Source organism: Sphingobium sp. TCM1, assembly GCF_001650725.1.
Classification (GTDB): Bacteria; Pseudomonadota; Alphaproteobacteria; order Sphingomonadales; family Sphingomonadaceae; genus Sphingobium.
Genome location: NZ_LXVX01000011.1, coordinates 310631 through 328378, shown reverse-complemented (window position 1 = coordinate 328378; position 17748 = coordinate 310631). Strand labels below are relative to the sequence as shown.

Below are 17748 nucleotides of genomic sequence, written 5' to 3'. Positions count from 1 at the left end.
CATCTCTGGCTTCCCCCCTGACCGAAAGCACGACCATGCGACGCACGACGCGGAGCGGATGGAATATCCGCTGGAACGAAGCGCTCGCCCAAGCGGCGCGAGCCGATGGCTGGTGGCGGGACGACACCTGCGCCGACGCGCTGCGCCGTGCCGCCATCGACACGCCCGACCGGATACTGGTGCAGGACGATATGGGCCAATTGTCCGCCGCCGTGCTGCTCGCTCAGGCCAGCGCCCTAGCCCGGTCGCTGCTGGCTCGCTTCGCCCCCGGCAGCGTCATTTCCTTCATGCTGCCCAACTGGCGGGAGGCGGCCGTCATCTACATGGGATCGACGCTGGCCGGCATGGTCGCCAACCCGATCCTGCCGTCGTTGCGCGACCACGACCTGCGCTTCATCCTGGCCGATGTGCGGAGCCGGATGATCTTCATTCCGGCGAGCTTCCGGGGGCATGACTATGCCGCGATGCTGGCGCGCGTGAGCGCCGATCTGGCAGAGCCGCCGGAGATCGTCGTTCTGCGCGGCGAACCCGGTGCGACCGGGGACTTCGAGGCGCTGCTGGATACGCCGGGCGGTGACACCCTGCCCGCACTGGACGCGGGCGACGTGCGGATGGTGATGTACACCAGCGGCACCACCGGCCGGCCCAAGGGGGTGCTCCACAGCCATAATTCGCTCAATGCGCTGATCCGGCAGATCGGCCGCCATTGGTTGGTGGAGCCAGGCGACCGTTTCCTCGTCCCCTCCCCGATCAGCCATATCGGCGGGTCCATTTATGCGTTCGAGATGCCTGTCATGCTCGGCACGACGGCGATATTGATGGAGAAATGGGACGGAGACGAGGCCGTTCGGCAGATGGTGCAGGGACGCTGCACCCATATGGCGGGGGCGACACCGTTCCTCCAGACGCTGTTGACGGCGGCCCGCGCGGCCGCCACCCGCCTGCCCCACCTCAAGCTGTTCATCTGTGGCGGCGCCTCGGTGCCGCCAGCTCTGATCCGCGATGCTGCGGACTATTTCGACAGGGCGATCGTCAGCCGCGTCTATGGCTCGACCGAAGTGCCGGTGACGACCATCGGCGTGGTCGACGCCACCGATCAGGCCCATGCGGCCGACACCGACGGCCGGCCCGGCATCGCGACCGTGCGCCTGTCGGCCGAGGGCGAGATTTGCGCGCGCGGGCCGCAGATGATGGTCGGCTATATCCATGCGGAGGACGAGGCGGACGCCTTCGATGCGGACGGCTTCTACCGGTCTGGGGACCAGGGCGCCTGGGTCGATGGCGATCATCTGGTGGTGACCGGGCGGATCAAGGATCTGATCATCCGCAACGGCGAGAATATCTCGCCCAAGGAGATAGAGGATCTGCTGGCCGGCCATCCCGACATCGCCGACATCGCGATCGTGGGCATCCCCGATCCCCGCACGGGCGAACGCGCCGTCGCCGTGGTCGTGCCGCAGGCGGGGGCGACGCCAGACATCGCGGCAATCAGCGACTTCCTGGCGGGCCATGGGGTGGCGCGGTTCAAATATCCCGAAGCGGTAACGCTGTGGGATGCCCTGCCCAAGAACGACGCAGGAAAGGTGCTGAAGCACGCCATCCGCGCGTCGTTGACGACGGGCTGAGGCGCTTCAGCACCGACGAGGCGCGTCAGTGGCCCCGCGCCGCGCGCTCGCAACTGTAACGGATATGATCGACATGGCCGTCCAGCCCGAAGATGAGTGGATTGGCGCTGTCGAAGATGCCGTCCTGCTGCGCGGCGACATCCTCGATCGTCCAGCCCGGCCGGTAGACGCCCCGGCTTTCGCCGATGAAGGCGCGGGCGACCCGCCCGGCGATCGACACCAGCATCTCGCCGCTGACGGGGCAGCTTTCATGCGCCAGCCAGCCGACGACGGGTGCGACAAGGTCCGGACCCATGGGCGGATAGGCCGACACGTCGATGCCCTCGGCCATGCGCGTGACCGCGCCGGGGACGATGATGTTCGACTTGACGCCTTCCGCCGCACCCTCGATCGCGACGACATTGTTGAGGCCGATCATGCCGGCCTTGGCCATCGCATAGTTGACGACGCCATGATTACCGTAAAGGCCGCCGATCGAGGAGGTCAGCACCACCCGGCCATAGCCCGCCGCGCACATGCGGGGAAAGGCGGGCCGCACGACATGGAAGGCCCCGCGCAGATGGACGTCGAGCACCGCGTCGAAATCCTCCTGGCTCAAGTCCTTGAGCGAGCCGTATCGCACATTGCCTGCATTGTGGATGAGAATGTCGATCCGGCCAAATTGGTCGAGCGCGGCATCGATGATCGCCTGCCCCCCATGCGGTGTCGCGACAGACTCGGTGCAGGCCATGGCCTCACCCCCGGCAGCGCGGATCTCGCGGACCACCTCCTCGGCGGGGCCGACATCTCCGCCCACTCCGCTCATCAGGCCGCCCGGATCGTTGACGATCACCCTGGCGCCGCGCTCGGCGAGCAGCAGCGCGTAGGCGCGCCCCAGACCGCGCCCCGCTCCCGTGATGACGGCCACGCGATCATCGAATCTCAACAGCGACATGGACAGTTCCTTGGCATGAATAGGTCCATGATCGGTGCGCTCCGGCGGGCGTGTCGGCAAGTCTCCCGCCAGCAGGCATCGCCCCCGCGTCATTTGCGGCCGGAGGGTCACGCCGCCCTCCGACTTTGGCTATGACCGGAGCATGACAGGAGAGGATTGGGAAGCGGGATGCAGGTAGCGATCATCACCGGGGCGGGCAGCGGCATCGGCCTATGTACGGCCAGGATGCTGCACGATGCCGGCATGGCGATCGTCGGCGTCGGGCGCGACCCCGGCAAGCTGGCGCAACTGGAGCAGGACATCGCCGACCCGTCGCGGCTGGCGACGCTGTCGGTCGATGTGACCGATGATGATGCGCCGGCGCGGATCGTAGCGCTGGCGCTGGAGCGGTTCGGGCGGATCGACTTCCTGATCAACAATGCCGGGGCGGGCAGCCCCAAGCCCCTGCACGAGACCGACGACGCGACACTCGACGCGTTCCTGAACCTGATGCTGCGCGCGCCCTTCCGCCTCTGTCGCGAAGTGATCGGCCATATGGGCGATGGCTGCGGCATCGTGAACGTCACCTCCACCTATGCGGTGGTCGGTGGCCGGCGCGGGGGCGCCTATTCGGCGTCGAAGGGCGGCCTCGACGCGCTGACCAAGCATATCGCCTGCGACTATGGCCCGCGCGGCATCCGCGCCAATTGCGTGGCGCCGGGCGTCACCATGACCGACATGGTGCGGCACCGGTTCGACGACGAGATGTTCAAGCGGGTGAATGTGGAGACGACGCCCTATCCGCGCCTGGGCGAGGTCGAGGATGTGGCGAGCACCATTGCCTTTCTCTGTTCTCCGGGCGCCGCATTCATCAACGGGCAGACGATCGTGGTCGATGGTGGCTGGACGTCGACCAAATATCTTTCGCCGCGTGCGCTCACCTCCACCTGGGTCGAGGCCGAATAGGGGGTGGCGCGGAGGCGGCGGTGGCGCCGTCTCCGGTCAGGCGAGCTGGGGTTCGCGCACCAGCATTGCGGCGAGCCGGCCGCTGATGATGTCCTCCGCCTCCGCCACGATCCGCGCGACCAGATCCTGGCAGGTCGGGATGTCGCGGATCAGCCCCTGCACCTGGCCGGCCCAGACCAGGCCGGCGTCGATGTCGCCGCTTTCGAGCGCCTGCCGCCCCTTGAGGCCCGACACGAGCGGCCGGATATCCTCGAATACCGCGCCATCGCGGGTGCTGATCTCCACCACCTGATCCGAGACGCTGTTCTTGGCGACGCGGCCGGTATTGTGGAACTTGCGGAAGATGAGGTTGGTCGAGCGCTCGTCATTGTCGACGAGGAACTGCTTGACCTTCTGGTGGATCGGCGCTTCCACCGTGGCGCAGAAGCGGGTGCCCATGTTGATGCCATCGGCGCCCAGCGCCAGCGCGGCGGCCAGGCCCCGGCCGTCGCCGAAACCGCCGCTGGCGATCATCGGGATGCTGAGATGGTCGGCCGCTGCCGGAATGAGGATCAGGCCCGGAATATCATCCTCGCCCGGATGGCCCGCACATTCGAAACCATCGATGGAGATCGCGTCCACGCCCATCCGCTCGGCCGACAGCGCGTGGCGGACGGCAGTGCATTTGTGGATCACCTTGATCCCGTGTGCCTTGAAATCATCGACATGTTCCTGCGGCTTGTGGCCGGCGGTTTCGACGACGGTGATGCCGCTGTCGATGATCGCCCGGCGATAGTCCGCATAAGGCGGCGGGCTGACCGAGGGCAGGATGGTGAGATTCACGCCGAAGGGCTTGTCGGTCATCGCCCGGCAGCGGTCGATTTCGCGACGCAGGTCGTCCGGCGTCGGCTGGGTGAGCGCGGTCAACATGCCCAGCCCGCCGGCATTGGAGACGGCGGCGGCCAGCTCGGCCCGGCCTACCCACATCATGCCGCCCTGGACGATCGGATGTTCGATCCCGACAAGATCGGTGAAGCGCGTCCGCAGGGCCATCAGAGCGCCTCCACGATCGTGACGTTGGCGATGCCGCCGCCCTCGCACATGGTTTGCAGGCCATAGCGCTTGCCGCGCGCGCGCAGGGCGTGGATCATCGTCGCCATCAGCTTTGTGCCGCTGGCGCCGAGCGGATGGCCGAGCGCGATCGCGCCGCCATGGACGTTGAGCTTGTCCGGGTCCGCGCCGATCGCCTGGAGCCAGGCCATGGGGATGGCGGCGAAGGCCTCGTTGACCTCGAACAGGTCGATATCGTCCAGCTTCAGGCCTGCCCGCACCAGCGCCCGGCGGGTGGCCGGGATCGGCTCCTCAAGCATGATGACCGGATCGCCCGCCGTTACCGTAAGATTGTGGATGCGCGCCAACGGGGTCAGGTTGAAGCGCTTGAGCGCCGCTTCGCTGGCCACCAGCACGGCTGACGCCCCGTCGGTCATCTGACTGGCGTTGCCTGCGGTGATGGTGCCGCCTTCGGCCAATGTCTTGAGGCCGGCCAGCGCCTCCATCGAGCTGTCGGCGCGCACGCCCTCATCCTGGACGAAGGGGCCCTGGAGTGTTTCGACCGGCACGATTTCCCGATCGAAGGCACCAGCAGCGATCGCGGCAGCGGCCTTGTGATGGCTGCGCATGGCGAAGCCGTCCATATCCTCGCGGGTGAAGCCATATTTGTCGGCGATCGCCTGGGCACCATGGAACTGGCTGAATTCCGCGATGCCGAAGCGCTGCTGGATGCTGCGAGGCCATGGCCCATCGCCCATGCCGGCCTGGGCATGAAGGGTGAAGTTCGACATCATCGGCACGCGGGTCATGCTTTCGGCCCCTGCGGCAATCACCAGGTCCTGCGTGCCGGACATGACCGCCTGCGCCGCGAAATGCAGAGCCTGTTGCGACGAGCCGCACTGCCTGTCGATGGTGACGGCAGGAACGCTCTGCGGCAGTTTCGATGCGAGGACGACATTGCGGCCGAAGGCGAAGGCTTGCTCCCCCGCCTGGGTGACGCAGCCCAGGATCACATCGTCGATCGCGGCAGGATCGACGCCGGTGCGATCGACCAGCGCATTGAGCACGACCGCGCCGATGTCGGCCGGATGGGAGCCGGCCAGCGCACCCTTGCGCTTGCCGCCGGGCGTGCGGACGGCTTCGACGATATAGGCTTGTGCCATGGATCAAACTCCCCTGAAATCGGGCCTGCGCTTTTCCAGCAGCGCGGCCAGCCCCTCTTCGCTTTCGGTCGCGGCGCCCGCTGTCGCCATGGACCGCAATTCCCGGTCGAGCTGGGTTTCAAGGCCCGTCTCGAAACTGTCGTAGAGCAACGCGCGGGCGGCGCTGAGCGCGCGCACCGGCCCGTCGGCCAGCGCCCTGGCCACGCGCAATCCTTCATCCGTCAGCGCGTCATCATCGACCATGCGGGTGATGAGGCCAATGGCTTCGGCCTCGTCCGCCTTGATGCGGCGGTTGGTCAGGATGATCTCCTGCGCCTTGCGCAACCCGACGAGACGCGGCAGGAGCCAGCTGAGGCCGCCATCTGCCGTCAGGCCGATCGCGCCATAGGCGGCGGTGAAATGCGCCGACCGGGCAGCAACGACCACGTCGCCGAGCAGGGCCAGGCTGAAGCCGGCGCCAGCCGCCGGCCCGTTGACCATGGTGACCAGCGGTTTGGACCCGCGAACGAGACGTTGGATTGCGGCATGGAGGGTGGCGATAAGTTCGCTCAGCACTTCAGGGCGGCGATCGCCCGCCCCGGCGAGCAGCGGGAGATCGCCGCCCGCGCAGAAGAGGCGGCCATTGCCGGTAATCAGGATACAGCGCACCGCGGGATCATTCTCGCACCGGATCGCCGCCGCCAGCATCGCCTGCGCCAGCGGCAGGGTGATGGCATTGCCCGCGTCCGGCCGGTCGAGCGTGATCCGGGCGATGCCGTCCTCGACCGTAAAGGCGATGCCCGCCCCGCTCACCGGGGCGCCATGCGGATGGCGCCGTCGAGACGGATGACTTCCCCGTTGAGCATGGGATTGCGGACGATGGATTCGACCAGTTGCGCATATTCAGCCGGCTTGCCAAGGCGGCTGGGGTGCGGCACCTGCGCGCCCAGCGCATCCTGCACATTCTGGGGAAATGCCTCCAGCATGGGGGTGAGGAAAATGCCGGGCGCGATCGTCATGACGCGGATCTTGTGCTGGGCGAGGTCGCGGGCAACCGGCAGGGTCATGCCGACCACGCCGCCCTTAGACGCCGAATAGGCGGCCTGGCCGATCTGGCCGTCATAGGCCGCGACCGAAGCGGTGTTGACGATGACGCCGCGCTCCCCGTCCAGTTCGTCGGCCGCCGCCGCGCGGGCGGCGAATTTGGAGATGACGTTGAAGGTGCCGACCAGATTGACCGCGATCGTCCTGGCGAAGCTGTCGAGCGGATGAGCAACATTCTCCTTCCCCACCGTCTTGACCGCCGGTGCGATGCCAGCGCAGTTGACGAGGATGCGGGCGACGCCATGGGCCTGCTCGGCGGCGTCGAGGCCGGCGGCGACGCTGGCGTCATCCGCGACGTTGACGGCGACATGGACGCCTCCGATCTCGGCGGCCACGGACTTGCCCGCTTCCTCGTTCAGGTCGAAGATCGTAACCTTCGCGCCGTTGGCGGCCAGCATCTGCGCCGTCGCCTTGCCCAGGCCCGAAGCACCGCCGGTAACGATGGCGGCCAGTCCCTTGATGTCCATGTTCTTTCCCTCTCCGAAATCAGACGAGTTCGACCGCCATGGCCGTCGCCTCGCCGCCGCCGATGCAGAGGCTGGCAACGCCGCGCTTGAGCCCCCGATGCTCCAGCGCGCCGATCAGCGTCGCCAGGATGCGGGCGCCCGATGCGCCGATCGGATGGCCGAGCGCTGTCGCGCCGCCGTTCACGTTCAGCTTGTCCGCCGGGATGTCCAGTTCGCGGGCGGCGATCATGGCGACGACGGCGAAGGCTTCGTTCACCTCGAATAGATCGACATCCTCGACCGACCAGCCTGCCTTTTCCAACAGCTTGCGCATGGCAGGGACGGGTGCGGTGGTGAATTTCGCAGGTTCATGGGCATGGGCGGCCGTGGCGACGACGCGGGCGACGACCGGCAGGCCCAGCCTGTCCGCCACGCTCTGCCGCGTCATCACCAGGGCGGCGGCGCCGTCGGAGATGGAGGAGGCGTTGGCGGCGGTGATGGTGCCGTCCTTGACGAAGGCGGGCTTGAGCGAAGGTATCTTGTCCGGCCGCGCCTTGCCGGGCTGCTCATCGGTGTCGATCACACTGTCGCCGCCCCGGCCCGACACCGTCACCGGCACGATTTCGCGTGCGAAGGCGCCCGAGGCGATCGCTTCATTGGCGCGGGCGAGCGAGCGGATGGCATAGTCGTCCTGGTCGCCGCGCGTGAACTGATAGTCGCGCACTGCCTCCTCGGCGAAGACACCCATCGCCTTGCCGGGTTCATAGGCGTCCTCCAGACCGTCCATCATCATCGTGTCGATGATCCTGTCATGGCCGATCCGCGCGCCGGCGCGGTGCTTGGGCAGGGCATAGGGGGCGTTGGTCATGCTTTCCATGCCGCCCGCCACGACCAGGTCGGCGGTTCCGGCGACGAGCGCCTCGTGCGCCATGATCGCCGCCTGCATCCCCGATCCGCACATCTTGTTGACGGTGGTCGCTTGCGTGTTGAGGCCAAGGCCCGCACCCAGCGCCGCCTGGCGCGCAGGCGCCTGACCAAGGCCCGCAGGCAGGACGCAGCCCATATAGATGCGGTCGATCGCGTCGGCGGCGACCCCGGCGCGCGCGACCGCCGCCTTCACCGCCGCCGCGCCCAGATCGGTGGCCTTGAGCGGCGAGAGCACGCCCTGGAACCCGCCCATGGGGGTGCGGGCATAGCCCGCGATGACGACCGGATCATGTTCCATGATGGATTCCCTTCAAAGACTGCGCGCGATGACCATGCGCTGGATGTCGGATGTGCCCTCGTAAATCTGGCAGACGCGCACATCGCGGTAGATTTTGGCGACGCCATATTCCTCCAGATAGCCATAGCCGCCCAGCGTCTGGAGCGCGCCGGACACGATTGCCTCGGCGCTTTCGGAGGCGAAGAGCTTGGCCATGGACGCCTGGGTCAGGGCGGGTTGCCCTGCATCCTTGAGCGCGGCGGCGGAGAGGACGAGTTGCCGCGCAGCCTCCAGCCGGGTGGCGAGGTCGGCGAGGCGGAAGCCGACCGCCTGATGATCGATGATCGCCTTGCCCATCGAGCGGCGATCCCTCGCATAGCCGACCGCGATCTCCAGCGCGGCCTGCGCCATGCCGACGCATTGCGCGGCGATGCCGATCCGCCCCGTCTCCAGATTGGCGAGTGCGATGCGATAGCCCTGCCCCGGCTCCCCGATCAGCAGGTCGTCCTCGACGAACAGATCGTCGAAGCGCAGGGCACAGGTGTCCGACGCGCCCTGCCCCATCTTGTGCTCGACCTTGTCGACAACATAGCCGGGACGGTCGGTGGGGACGAGGAAGGCGGACAGCCCCTTCTTGCCGGCCTGCGGGTCGGTGACAGCAATAACCATGGTGAGGCCGCCGATCCGGCCCGAGGTGATGAACTGCTTGGAACCGTTGAGGCGCCAGCCCCCTTCCACCTTCTCCGCCCGAGTGCGGATCGCGGCGGCGTCCGACCCGGCGTCGGCTTCGGTCAGGGCGAAGGCGCCGATGGTCCGGCCGGCGATCAGGTCGGGCAGGAAGCGCCGTTGTTGCGCGGGGCTGCCGTCCTTGAGCAGGCCGCCGACCATGATGCTGTTCTGGATCGACACGATCGTCGAGAGCGCGCCGTCGGCCGCCGCGATCTCCATCAGCGCGAGCGCATAGGACACCGAATCCGCCTCCGCCCCGCCAAAGGATTCCGGTGCGGTCATGCCCCACAGGCCCAGCCCGCCCATCTCCTCGAACAGGGCGGGCGGATAGCCGCCCTCCGCCTCGAATCCGGCGCTGTGGGGGCGGATCCGATCCTGCGCAAATCCTCTCACCATGTCCCGGATCGACAGCTGAATTTCGGTCAGCATAAACTCACTCGTCGTTTATATACTGATGAGTAGATTGCTTATGGCTGCGTTTTTTGTCAAGAGGAGGGCGAAGGAGTTTTCATTGTCCACCGCGTCCGCTTCGCAAGCCCCCTCCCCCTTTCGCACACGCGCCGAAAAGATCCGGGACCGCGAGGAAAAGCGCGAGGCGGTGCTGCGGGCGGCGGTGCGGATGTTCAATGCGCGCGGCTATCACGCAACCTCCCTGGACGATGTGGCGGCGTCGCTGGGGATCAGCAAACCGACCATCTATCATTATCTTGGCAACAAGGAGCAGGTGCTGATCGAGTGCGTGACGCGCGGGCTGGAGCCGCTGCGCCTCGCGGCGGAAGCAGCCAGGCACGAGCCGGGCAGCGGCCTTGACCGGCTGCGCAAGTTCCTGCGTCATTATGCGCAGATCAACATGGATGATTTCGGCCGTTGCGTGGTTCGCACCGGCGATGAGTCCCTCTCGCCCGATGGCGCGGCGCTGTTCCGCGCGGGGAAACGCGACATCGACCTGGCGCTGCGCGGGTTGATCGAGGCGGGAGTCGCTGACGGATCGATCGCGCCGGTCGACGTGAAGATGGCGGCCTTCGCCCTGGCCGGCGCGCTCAACTGGCCGGCCCGCTGGCATGATCCGGCTGGGCCGATGACTGTCGACGCCATCGCCGATGCGCTGGTCGACACGGTTATCGGCGGACTCGCGCCCCGGCCGTAGCCGGGACGCGTCGCCCGTCATCCCATGGTCGGGATGACGAAGCTCTGGTCGACCACGCCGCCGCCCGAGGGCCAGCGCTGGGTGATCTTCTTGGTGCGGGTGTAGAAGCGCACGCCGTCCATGCCATATTGATCCAGGTCGCCGAAGCCCGACCGCTTCCAGCCGCCGAAGCTGTGATAGGCGACCGGCACCGGGATCGGCACGTTGATGCCGACCATGCCGACCTCCACTTGGGCCGCGAACTTGCGTGCATAGTCGCCGTTGCGGGTGAAGATGGCGACGCCGTTGCCATATTGATGGTTGGTGGGGTAGCTGAGCGCTTCCTCGAACGTATCGGCGCGCAGGATCTGAAGCACGGGGCCGAAAATCTCCTCCTGATAGCTTTTCATCTGCGGTGTCACGCGGTCGATCAGCGTGGGCGCAAGGAAGAAGCCCTGCTCATAGCCCTGGAGCGAGAAGCCGCGGCCGTCGACGACGATCTCCGCGCCCTCATCAGCCGCCATCTGGATGTAGTTTTCGATCCGCGCCTTATGCTGGGCGGTGACGACGGGGCCATAATGGGCATCGGGATCGGTCGAGATGCCGACGCGCAACCCCTCGATCGCCGTCACCAACTTCGCGCGCAATATCTCTGCCGTCGCTTCGCCCACCGGGGTCACGACCGGCAGCGCCATGCAGCGTTCGCCCGCGCTGCCATAGGCCGCGCCGATGATGTCGGCCACCGCCTGGTCCATATCCGCGTCCGGCAGGATGATGCCGTGATTCTTGGCGCCGCCCATGCACTGCACCCGCTTGCCGTTCTGCGCGCCCCGGCCATAGACATAGTTGGCGATGTCGGACGAGCCGACGAAGCTGACCGCCTTGATGTCCGGATGGTCCAGGATGGCGTCGACAATCTCCTTGTCGCCATGGACGACATTGAGGATGCCCGCCGGCAAGCCGGCCTCCATCGCCAGTTCCGCGAGCCGGACTGGCACCGACGGATCGCGTTCGGACGGCTTGAGGATGAAGGCGTTGCCGCAGGCAATGGCCGGCGCGGCCATCCAGAGCGGGATCATCGCCGGGAAGTTGAACGGCGTGATACCCGCCGCGATGCCGATCGGCTGGCGCATCGACCAGACGTCGATGCCCGGCCCTGCGCCTTCGCTATATTCGCCCTTCAGCAGATGGGGGATGCCGCAGGCGAACTCCACCACTTCCAGGCCCCGCTGGATGTCGCCCTTCGAGTCGGCCACGACCTTGCCATGTTCGGACGAGAGAAGATGGGCGAGATCGTCCATATTCTGTTCGATCAATTCCTTGAACCGGAACATGACGCGCGCCCGACGCTGCGGGTTCATGGCGGCCCAGGCCGGCTGAGCGGCGCGGGCGGAGTCCACCGCCTGTTGCAGATCGACGGCGCGCGCCAACCGTACCTGCGCCTGAACCGCCCCGGTAGAAGGGTCCAGTACGTCCGCCGCGCGACCGCCCGAAAGCGCCATTTGTTCCCCATGGATGAAATGATTGACCGTCCGCATGACACTCTCCTCACACCAATTCGCTGCGGCGGGACTAGACGATCCTGATTGGTGATTATACGGTAATCAACCCACAATCATTGTGTAGAAATACATATGCTGAACCCGGATGACCTGCGCCTGTTCCTGACCATCCTGCGGGAAGGCAACATGCTGGCGGCGGCCCGACGGGTCGGGATGGACCATAGCACGGTAGCGCGAAGGATCGGCCAGCTGGAGTCGGCGCTGGCCGTGCGCCTGTTCGATCGGTCGCCGCGCGGGGTGACGCCGACGCAGGCCGCCTTCGCGCTGCAACCCCATGCCGAACGGATCGAAAGCGAGCTGCTGGCCGCCGCCGCCAGCGTGCGCGATCGCGACCGGGCGGTCGACGGCACAGTGCGGCTGGCGACGCCAGAGGCCTTCGCCAGCCATTTGCTGGCCCCCAGGGCCGCCCAGCTGCGGGACCGGCATCCGGGGCTGGTGCTGGAATTGGCGTCGGAAAGCCGGACGAACAGCCTGTCGCGGCGAGAGGCCGACATGGCGGTGATGCTGAAGCCGCCGCCGCGCGGCCGGCTGGTGACGCGGAAGCTGGCCGATTACCAGCTGGGCCTGTTCGCCTCGCGCGCCTATCTGGACCGGCATGGCGCGCCCGAGACGCGGGCGCAGCTCTACGACCATGTTTTCATTTCCTATATCGAGGAACTGGCCGGCTTCCCGGAGATGATCGCGCTCAATCAGTTGCTGCCCGGCGCCACCATCGGCTTTCGCGCCAGTTCGAGCGCCGCGCAACAGGCCGCCGCCGCCGCGGGCCTCGGCCTTGCCTTCCTGCATGTTTTCGCTGCCAAGGATGACGACCGGCTGGTGCAGCTGATGCCCGACGAAATGCAGTTGTCGCGCAGCTACTGGCTGGTGATGCACGCCGATCTTCAGCGCCTGCCGCGCGTGCGGGCGGTCGCCGATTTCATCGGGGAGGTTGTTCGCGCGGCGCGCGATCGCCTCTGAATAGGGGTCAGAGCGCGCGCGGGAGGAGAGAGAGAAGCTGGTCGCTGACTGCCGAAACAACCGGACTGGCATCGTCCTCCGGCTGGCAGCCGGAAGAACGCAAGACACCCATCATCGCGCTGGAATAAACGGCAGCCAGCAGATCGAAGGCCTCGCCCCGCAGGGCCACGCGATCAAGCAGCGCCTGGCGGCTGGTGATGCCGCGCAGATAGCGCAACTGCAAAGTCAGCGCCGCATCGGTGCGGCCGCGTGCGACGGCCAGGATGAGTTCATCGATCGCGCGCAACTGGAGCCGTGCCGGCAGGTCTGAAACCGGCGCGACCGACGGCCCGTCCCTGTCCGACATCTCCTCCCGCTCGCTGGTCAGGCTGCGATAGACCTCGCCATAGGCGAGGCGCAGCAGATCGTCTGTTCGCCGGCAATTGTGCGAAACGACGCCCAGCGTCAGGCCGGTCGCCGCCGCCACGGCGCGATGGGTGATCGCGCCCACGCCCCCGTCGGCGAGCAGCGCCGCCGCGGCGCGCGCGATGTCGAGACGCAGGCCGTCAGGCTTGTCCAACCCGCCCGAACCAATGGCGCGCGCCATCAGCGACCGTCGCCATGGGGCGTGGCGGGGCAGTTCGCCCATCAGCCAACCCACCCAGGCCGCCGCCATTTCATCCAGGCTGGCGCGGTCGGCCGCACGGTTCCAGCGCATCAGGTGCAGGCCGCTTTCTCCATCGAAAAAATGGCGGCACAGTTCGCCCTTGTCCGCCATGTCGAAGTGCGCGCAGACCTGTTGCCAGAAATGCCGCCATACCGCGTCCCAGCGTTCGCTGAGGGTAGCGAAGCGCGCGGATCGTCCGGCCAGCATCTGGCATTCGCGCCAGGCGAAGGCGGTCATGCGCTCCTGGGTGCAGAAATCGTCGATCAGCGCGGCGAGTACTGGGCCCAGCGCATCGGCGGAAGGTGCATCGGCGCCGCACGCCTCGTCCAGCATGGACAGTTTGGCGTCGCACCATGACTGGCCCATCGCCACAGCACGCTCTTGCGCGGCTTCATACAATCGTTCAATATCATCGAAGTGATAATAGAGAGCGGATGGACTGAAGCCGGCAGCGCTGCCGATGCTGCGCGCGGACATCTCCCCCGTCCCGCGCTCCATCCAGATGGCCAGGACCGTGTCGACCAGCAGTTGCGCCTTCATCGAAAGGCCGGAAAATTCGGAATTTGTCGCTGACATCCTGGCAGTCGCTTTGTTGGGGCTGATGCAAATCTACCAGATCATTCGCCACCGCCAACCCCCGCCGGTTCCACAAAACTGCAACTGTCCCGTCACTCCTGTTACATACAGACGTTCTAACCGCGCCCCGACTCACCATGACATCGGGGGAATATATGACGGTTCACAGGTCGCAGCGGACGCAGGTTCGCATCATGATGTTCGCAGGCGCGGCGTTGCTGGCGCTGGCGGCGACGAGCAGGGCTGAGGCGCAGCAGATGGCAACGCCCGCCGCCATGGAGGACGATGCGTTCGACGGCGAGGCGATCGTCGTCACCGGTTCGATCGCGACGGCGCAGGCGGCCTCGGTCGAACTCAAGCGCAAGGCCGACAATCTGATCGACATCGTGGCGGCGGATTCGGTCGGCCGTTTCGCCGACCAGAACAGCGCCGCCGCCCTGTCACGACTCCCCGCCGTCGCTGTGCAGCGTGACCAGGGTCAGGAACGCTATATCCAGGTGCGCGGCGCGCCGAACCGCTGGACATCGGTCAGCATCGACGGCGTGCCTATGATCGGCGTCGATGAAGGCGGCACGACCCGCGCCTATCGGTTCGACGCGGTGCCCGCCGTGCTGCTGAGCGCGATGGCAGTGAACAAGTCGCTGACGTCGAACCTCCAGGCCGAGGCGATCGTCGCCAATATCGACCTGCGCACCTATTCGCCGCTGGCCAAGACCGGCTTCGACCTGCAGGGCGATGTCGGCTACGGCTTCATGGAGCTGGGTGACAAGGACCAGCGCCAGGCGTCGCTGCGCGCCAGCTGGTCCGACGGTACGTTCGGCGTCGTGGTCGGCGGATCGCATTATCGCCGCAAGCAGACGACCGACAATCGCGAGGTGGGCGCCTATGACGCCAAGGGGCCGACCGAGTTCGACATCCGCTCCTACCAGCTGGAGCGCGAGAATAATGGGCTGTTCGGCGCGATCGAATATGAACCGGTCGAGGGGCAGCGCTTCTTCATCCGCTCCATCTACACCGAGTTCAAGGATGACGAGCAGCGCAACCAGTATGAGTTCGACCTGGACAGCAGCAGCGCGATCGGCACGCGCGGCTTTGCCAGCGGCGACCTGGTCGGCGTGCCGGTCGTGTCGACCTTCAACTATGGCGAATATCGCACCCGCAATTATATCAACACGATCGGCGGCGAATATGAGAGCGAGGACGGGCTGAAGGCGTCGGTCAACCTCAACTATACCCGCACGGAAAATACCACTTACCTGCCGCTGACCCAGCTGCGCACGTCGGGCAATGCGTCGCCCTCGATCCATTATGACGCCAGCGATCCGCGTTTTCCGATCATCAGCCTCTACAGCACAGTCGGCACCGGTGCGAGCCGCACGCGCGGCGCGTCGCTGACCGCCATCGACCAGACGACGGTCAGTTCCAGCGGCATCGTCATTCCGGGGATGCAGGACACATTCTCCGACAGCTACACGGTGAAGGCCGACTTTTCCAAGGCGCTGGGCGCCACCACCTTGTCGGGCGGCTTCCTCTACGCCGACCGGGACATCAGCGGCTTCACCTTCGCCACGTCGAACATCGTCTCGCTCGCCAGCGGCGCGAGCGTGGGCCAGCCCTTCAATATCGGCAAATATGTGACCAGCAAGCCGTGGGATACGAATTTCCCGCTCGGTTTCAGCTTCAACCAGATCGACAATGTCGCGATGCGCCGCGACGTCGACTCGCTGCTCGCGGCGTTGCAGGCCGCTGGCCTCTATGATCCGGCCAAGAATGTGCCCGCCGCCAACCGCTATCGCCTGAATGAAAAGACGCTGGCCGGCTATGTCATGGGCAAGGTCGAGTTCGAAGGCGGGCAGGTGGTCGCGGGCGTGCGCGTCGAACATTTCCGACTGGACAATGTCGGTACCGCCGTCACCGCGGCGGGCACCGTGCCGCTCTCGGCGCAACAGAGCTACACCGACTTCTTCCCCAGCATCAACGCCCGCTTCGACCTGACCCCGGACCTGGTATTCCGCATCGCCGGCCAGCGCGGCATCGCGCGCCCCTCCTTCGGCGAGATTCGTCGGCAGCTCCATCAACGACACCAATTCGCCCGGCACGATTTCCGGCGGCAATCCCGATCTGAAGCCCGAATATACCTGGGGCGTGGATGCCAGCCTGGAATATTATCTGTCCGGCGGCGGGCTGGCTTCGGTCTCGGCCTTCCATCGCTGGGTCGACAATGTTCTCTACCAGAACCAGCAGGCGGTGGGCAGCGACCTGTATGACAGCAACGGTGTCGACCGGTCCGGCTATCTGCTGACTTCGACCTTCAACGGGACGAGCGGCAGGCTCTATGGCGTCGAGTTCAATTATCAGCAGCAGTTCAGCTTCCTGCCGTCGCCGCTGGACGGCTTTGGCGTGCAGGGCAATATCGCGCTGCTGGGCGGTCATTTCGACACGTCGACGGCGAAGAAACTGCCCTTCCAGGGGCTGTCCGACACCGTGCTCAATGGCTCCTTCTACTATGAGAAATATGGCCTGTCGGCGCGCGTCAGCTATCAGTGGCGCAGCGACTGGCTCGACACGCTGGGCGGCCTGGGCAGCGGCGAATATCGCAAGGGCTATGACAATCTGGACGTGTCGGTCCGCTATGCGGTCAATGACAATCTGACCCTGTTCGCCGACGCCACCAACCTCACCGACGCCATCTACATGGCTTATGAGGATGATGAGTCCAGACCCACCGAAGTCGAACAGGTCGGCCGCCGCTACATGTTCGGCATCCGCTTCGCGCTCTGAACCAGAAGGACCAATATGATGCGCTTTTTCCGTTGTTTACCGCTTCTGGCGATCGGGTTGGCCATGGCGGTTCCCGCCTTCGGCCAGCCCCAGGCCGCGCCCGTTCCTGCCATCGCGACGTCCGCGCACGACCGGCTTCTGCCACTGGAGGGCGGGCAGAATTTCCGCGATCTGGGCGGCTATCGCACTGCCGATGGGCGGGTGGTGAAATGGGACAGGATCTACCGGTCGGGCGCGATGTCGCGCCTGACCGAAAAGGACTTCGCCTGGCTCGCCGCGCATGACCTCAAGACGGTGGTAGACTTTCGCGACACCCGCGAACGCACCGCCGAGCCGGTGAACTGGCCCGCGACAGCAAAGCCGACCGTGCTGTCGCGCGACTATGCGATGGAGCATGGCATGTTCATGAACGCCTTGCTCAAGCCCGACCAGACCGGTGAGGAAGTAAGCAAGGTGATGGCCACGCTCTATCGGGACATCCCCAACCTGTTCGCCGACCAGTATCGCACGCTGTTCGAGCAGCTGCTCGCGACCGACGGGGCGGTGGCGTTCAACTGCTCGGCGGGCAAGGACCGAACGGGGGTCGCCGCCGCCATCCTGCTGTCGGTGCTGGGCGTCGATCGGGAAACGGTGATCCAGGACTATCTTCTGTCCAACGCCCATTTCCGGCCGCAGGCGATGAAGGCGGATGATCCCAACATGGCCATGTTCCGCAAGCTGCCGCCAGAGGCGGTCAAGGCGTTGATGGGCGTCGACCGCCATTATATCGAGGCCGCCTTCGCCACGATGGAAGCCTATCCCGGCGGCATGAAAGGCTATTATCGCGAGAAGCTGGGCCTGGACGATGTGAAGATCGCCAGCCTGCGGGCGAAATATCTGACCAGGGCCGGTGCCTGATCCGGCCTTCCGGGCGGGCGGGGCGTCATGCCCCGCCCGCTCCGT

Annotated in this window: 15 protein-coding genes and 1 pseudogene; 7 read left to right on the top strand and 9 right to left on the bottom strand. The window is 66.3% G+C overall.

Annotated elements, in window-relative coordinates; all coding sequences use genetic code 11:
* Nucleotides 1–35 precede the first annotated feature (35 nt).
* Nucleotides 36–1625: an AMP-binding protein gene (locus A7Q26_RS08935; protein ID WP_157102513.1), complete on the top strand. Its 1590-nt coding sequence runs from the start codon at nucleotides 36–38 to the stop codon at nucleotides 1623–1625.
* 25 nt (nucleotides 1626–1650) lie between these two features.
* Here the strand turns inward: A7Q26_RS08935 and A7Q26_RS08930 are convergent, their stop codons facing one another.
* Nucleotides 1651–2559 carry an SDR family NAD(P)-dependent oxidoreductase gene (locus A7Q26_RS08930; RefSeq protein WP_066859021.1) on the bottom strand — a complete coding sequence of 303 codons (909 nt, stop codon included), beginning with the start codon at nucleotides 2557–2559 and terminating at the stop codon, nucleotides 1651–1653.
* 168 nt (nucleotides 2560–2727) lie between these two features.
* On the opposite strand from A7Q26_RS08930, the gene A7Q26_RS08925 reads away from it, so the two are divergent.
* Complete coding sequence (locus A7Q26_RS08925; protein WP_066859020.1) at nucleotides 2728–3504, top strand: SDR family NAD(P)-dependent oxidoreductase; 777 nt, start codon at nucleotides 2728–2730, stop codon at nucleotides 3502–3504.
* A 36-nt stretch (nucleotides 3505–3540) separates the two neighbouring features.
* Here A7Q26_RS08925 and A7Q26_RS08920 read toward each other — a convergent pair whose 3' ends face one another.
* The 6 genes from A7Q26_RS08920 to A7Q26_RS08895 are packed head-to-tail and all read right to left on the bottom strand — an operon-like array spanning nucleotide 3541 to nucleotide 9587.
* Complete coding sequence (locus A7Q26_RS08920; RefSeq protein ID WP_066859019.1) at nucleotides 3541–4536, bottom strand: NAD(P)H-dependent flavin oxidoreductase; 996 nt, start codon at nucleotides 4534–4536, stop codon at nucleotides 3541–3543.
* Nucleotides 4536–5696, bottom strand: a complete 1161-nt coding sequence (locus A7Q26_RS08915) for an acetyl-CoA C-acetyltransferase (RefSeq protein ID WP_066859018.1) — start codon at nucleotides 5694–5696, stop codon at nucleotides 4536–4538. Before A7Q26_RS08915 ends, A7Q26_RS08920 begins: the two co-directional genes overlap by 1 nt.
* Before the next feature lie 3 nt (nucleotides 5697–5699).
* Nucleotides 5700–6488, bottom strand: coding sequence for an enoyl-CoA hydratase/isomerase family protein (locus tag A7Q26_RS08910; protein WP_066859017.1), 789 nt, complete (start codon nucleotides 6486–6488; stop codon nucleotides 5700–5702).
* The gene (locus A7Q26_RS08905; protein WP_066859016.1) at nucleotides 6485–7246 is read right to left on the bottom strand and encodes an SDR family NAD(P)-dependent oxidoreductase; all 762 of its coding nucleotides are present in this window, start codon (nucleotides 7244–7246) and stop codon (nucleotides 6485–6487) included. The genes A7Q26_RS08910 and A7Q26_RS08905 overlap by 4 nt, the downstream gene beginning before the upstream one ends.
* 19 nt (nucleotides 7247–7265) lie before the next feature.
* Nucleotides 7266–8450, bottom strand: a complete 1185-nt coding sequence (locus tag A7Q26_RS08900; RefSeq protein WP_066859015.1) for an acetyl-CoA C-acyltransferase — start codon at nucleotides 8448–8450, stop codon at nucleotides 7266–7268.
* A gap of 12 nt (nucleotides 8451–8462) precedes the next feature.
* Nucleotides 8463–9587: an acyl-CoA dehydrogenase family protein gene (locus tag A7Q26_RS08895; RefSeq protein ID WP_066859014.1), complete on the bottom strand. Its 1125-nt coding sequence runs from the start codon at nucleotides 9585–9587 to the stop codon at nucleotides 8463–8465.
* Nucleotides 9588–9669: 82 nt separating this feature from the next.
* Between A7Q26_RS08895 and A7Q26_RS08890 the strand changes: the two genes are divergently transcribed.
* Nucleotides 9670–10305, top strand: a complete 636-nt coding sequence (locus A7Q26_RS08890; RefSeq protein ID WP_066859013.1) for a TetR/AcrR family transcriptional regulator — start codon at nucleotides 9670–9672, stop codon at nucleotides 10303–10305.
* Between the two features lie 17 nt (nucleotides 10306–10322).
* Here the strand turns inward: A7Q26_RS08890 and A7Q26_RS08885 are convergent, their stop codons facing one another.
* On the bottom strand, nucleotides 10323–11822 hold the full coding sequence (locus tag A7Q26_RS08885) for a CoA-acylating methylmalonate-semialdehyde dehydrogenase (RefSeq protein WP_066859012.1): 1500 nt from the start codon (nucleotides 11820–11822) through the stop codon (nucleotides 10323–10325).
* A gap of 96 nt (nucleotides 11823–11918) precedes the next feature.
* Between A7Q26_RS08885 and A7Q26_RS08880 the strand changes: the two genes are divergently transcribed.
* Nucleotides 11919–12803, top strand: coding sequence for a LysR family transcriptional regulator (locus tag A7Q26_RS08880; protein WP_066859011.1), 885 nt, complete (start codon nucleotides 11919–11921; stop codon nucleotides 12801–12803).
* Nucleotides 12804–12810: 7 nt separating this feature from the next.
* Here A7Q26_RS08880 and A7Q26_RS08875 read toward each other — a convergent pair whose 3' ends face one another.
* Nucleotides 12811–14025, bottom strand: coding sequence for a TetR/AcrR family transcriptional regulator (locus tag A7Q26_RS08875; protein ID WP_084439048.1), 1215 nt, complete (start codon nucleotides 14023–14025; stop codon nucleotides 12811–12813).
* 137 nt (nucleotides 14026–14162) lie between these two features.
* Here A7Q26_RS08875 and A7Q26_RS08870 point away from each other — a divergent pair.
* The 3 genes and pseudogenes from A7Q26_RS08870 to A7Q26_RS08865 form a co-directional block, all read left to right on the top strand.
* Nucleotides 14163–16028, top strand: a pseudogene (locus A7Q26_RS08870) (TonB-dependent receptor plug domain-containing protein); the annotation flags it as partial.
* Nucleotides 16029–16098: 70 nt separating this feature from the next.
* The gene (locus A7Q26_RS26220; RefSeq protein ID WP_332308765.1) at nucleotides 16099–16806 is read left to right on the top strand and encodes a TonB-dependent receptor domain-containing protein; all 708 of its coding nucleotides are present in this window, start codon (nucleotides 16099–16101) and stop codon (nucleotides 16804–16806) included.
* A 15-nt stretch (nucleotides 16807–16821) separates the two neighbouring features.
* A complete protein-coding gene (locus A7Q26_RS08865; RefSeq protein WP_066859009.1) occupies nucleotides 16822–17703 on the top strand; it encodes a tyrosine-protein phosphatase in 882 nt (293 codons plus the stop codon).
* Nucleotides 17704–17748: the final 45 nt, after the last annotated feature.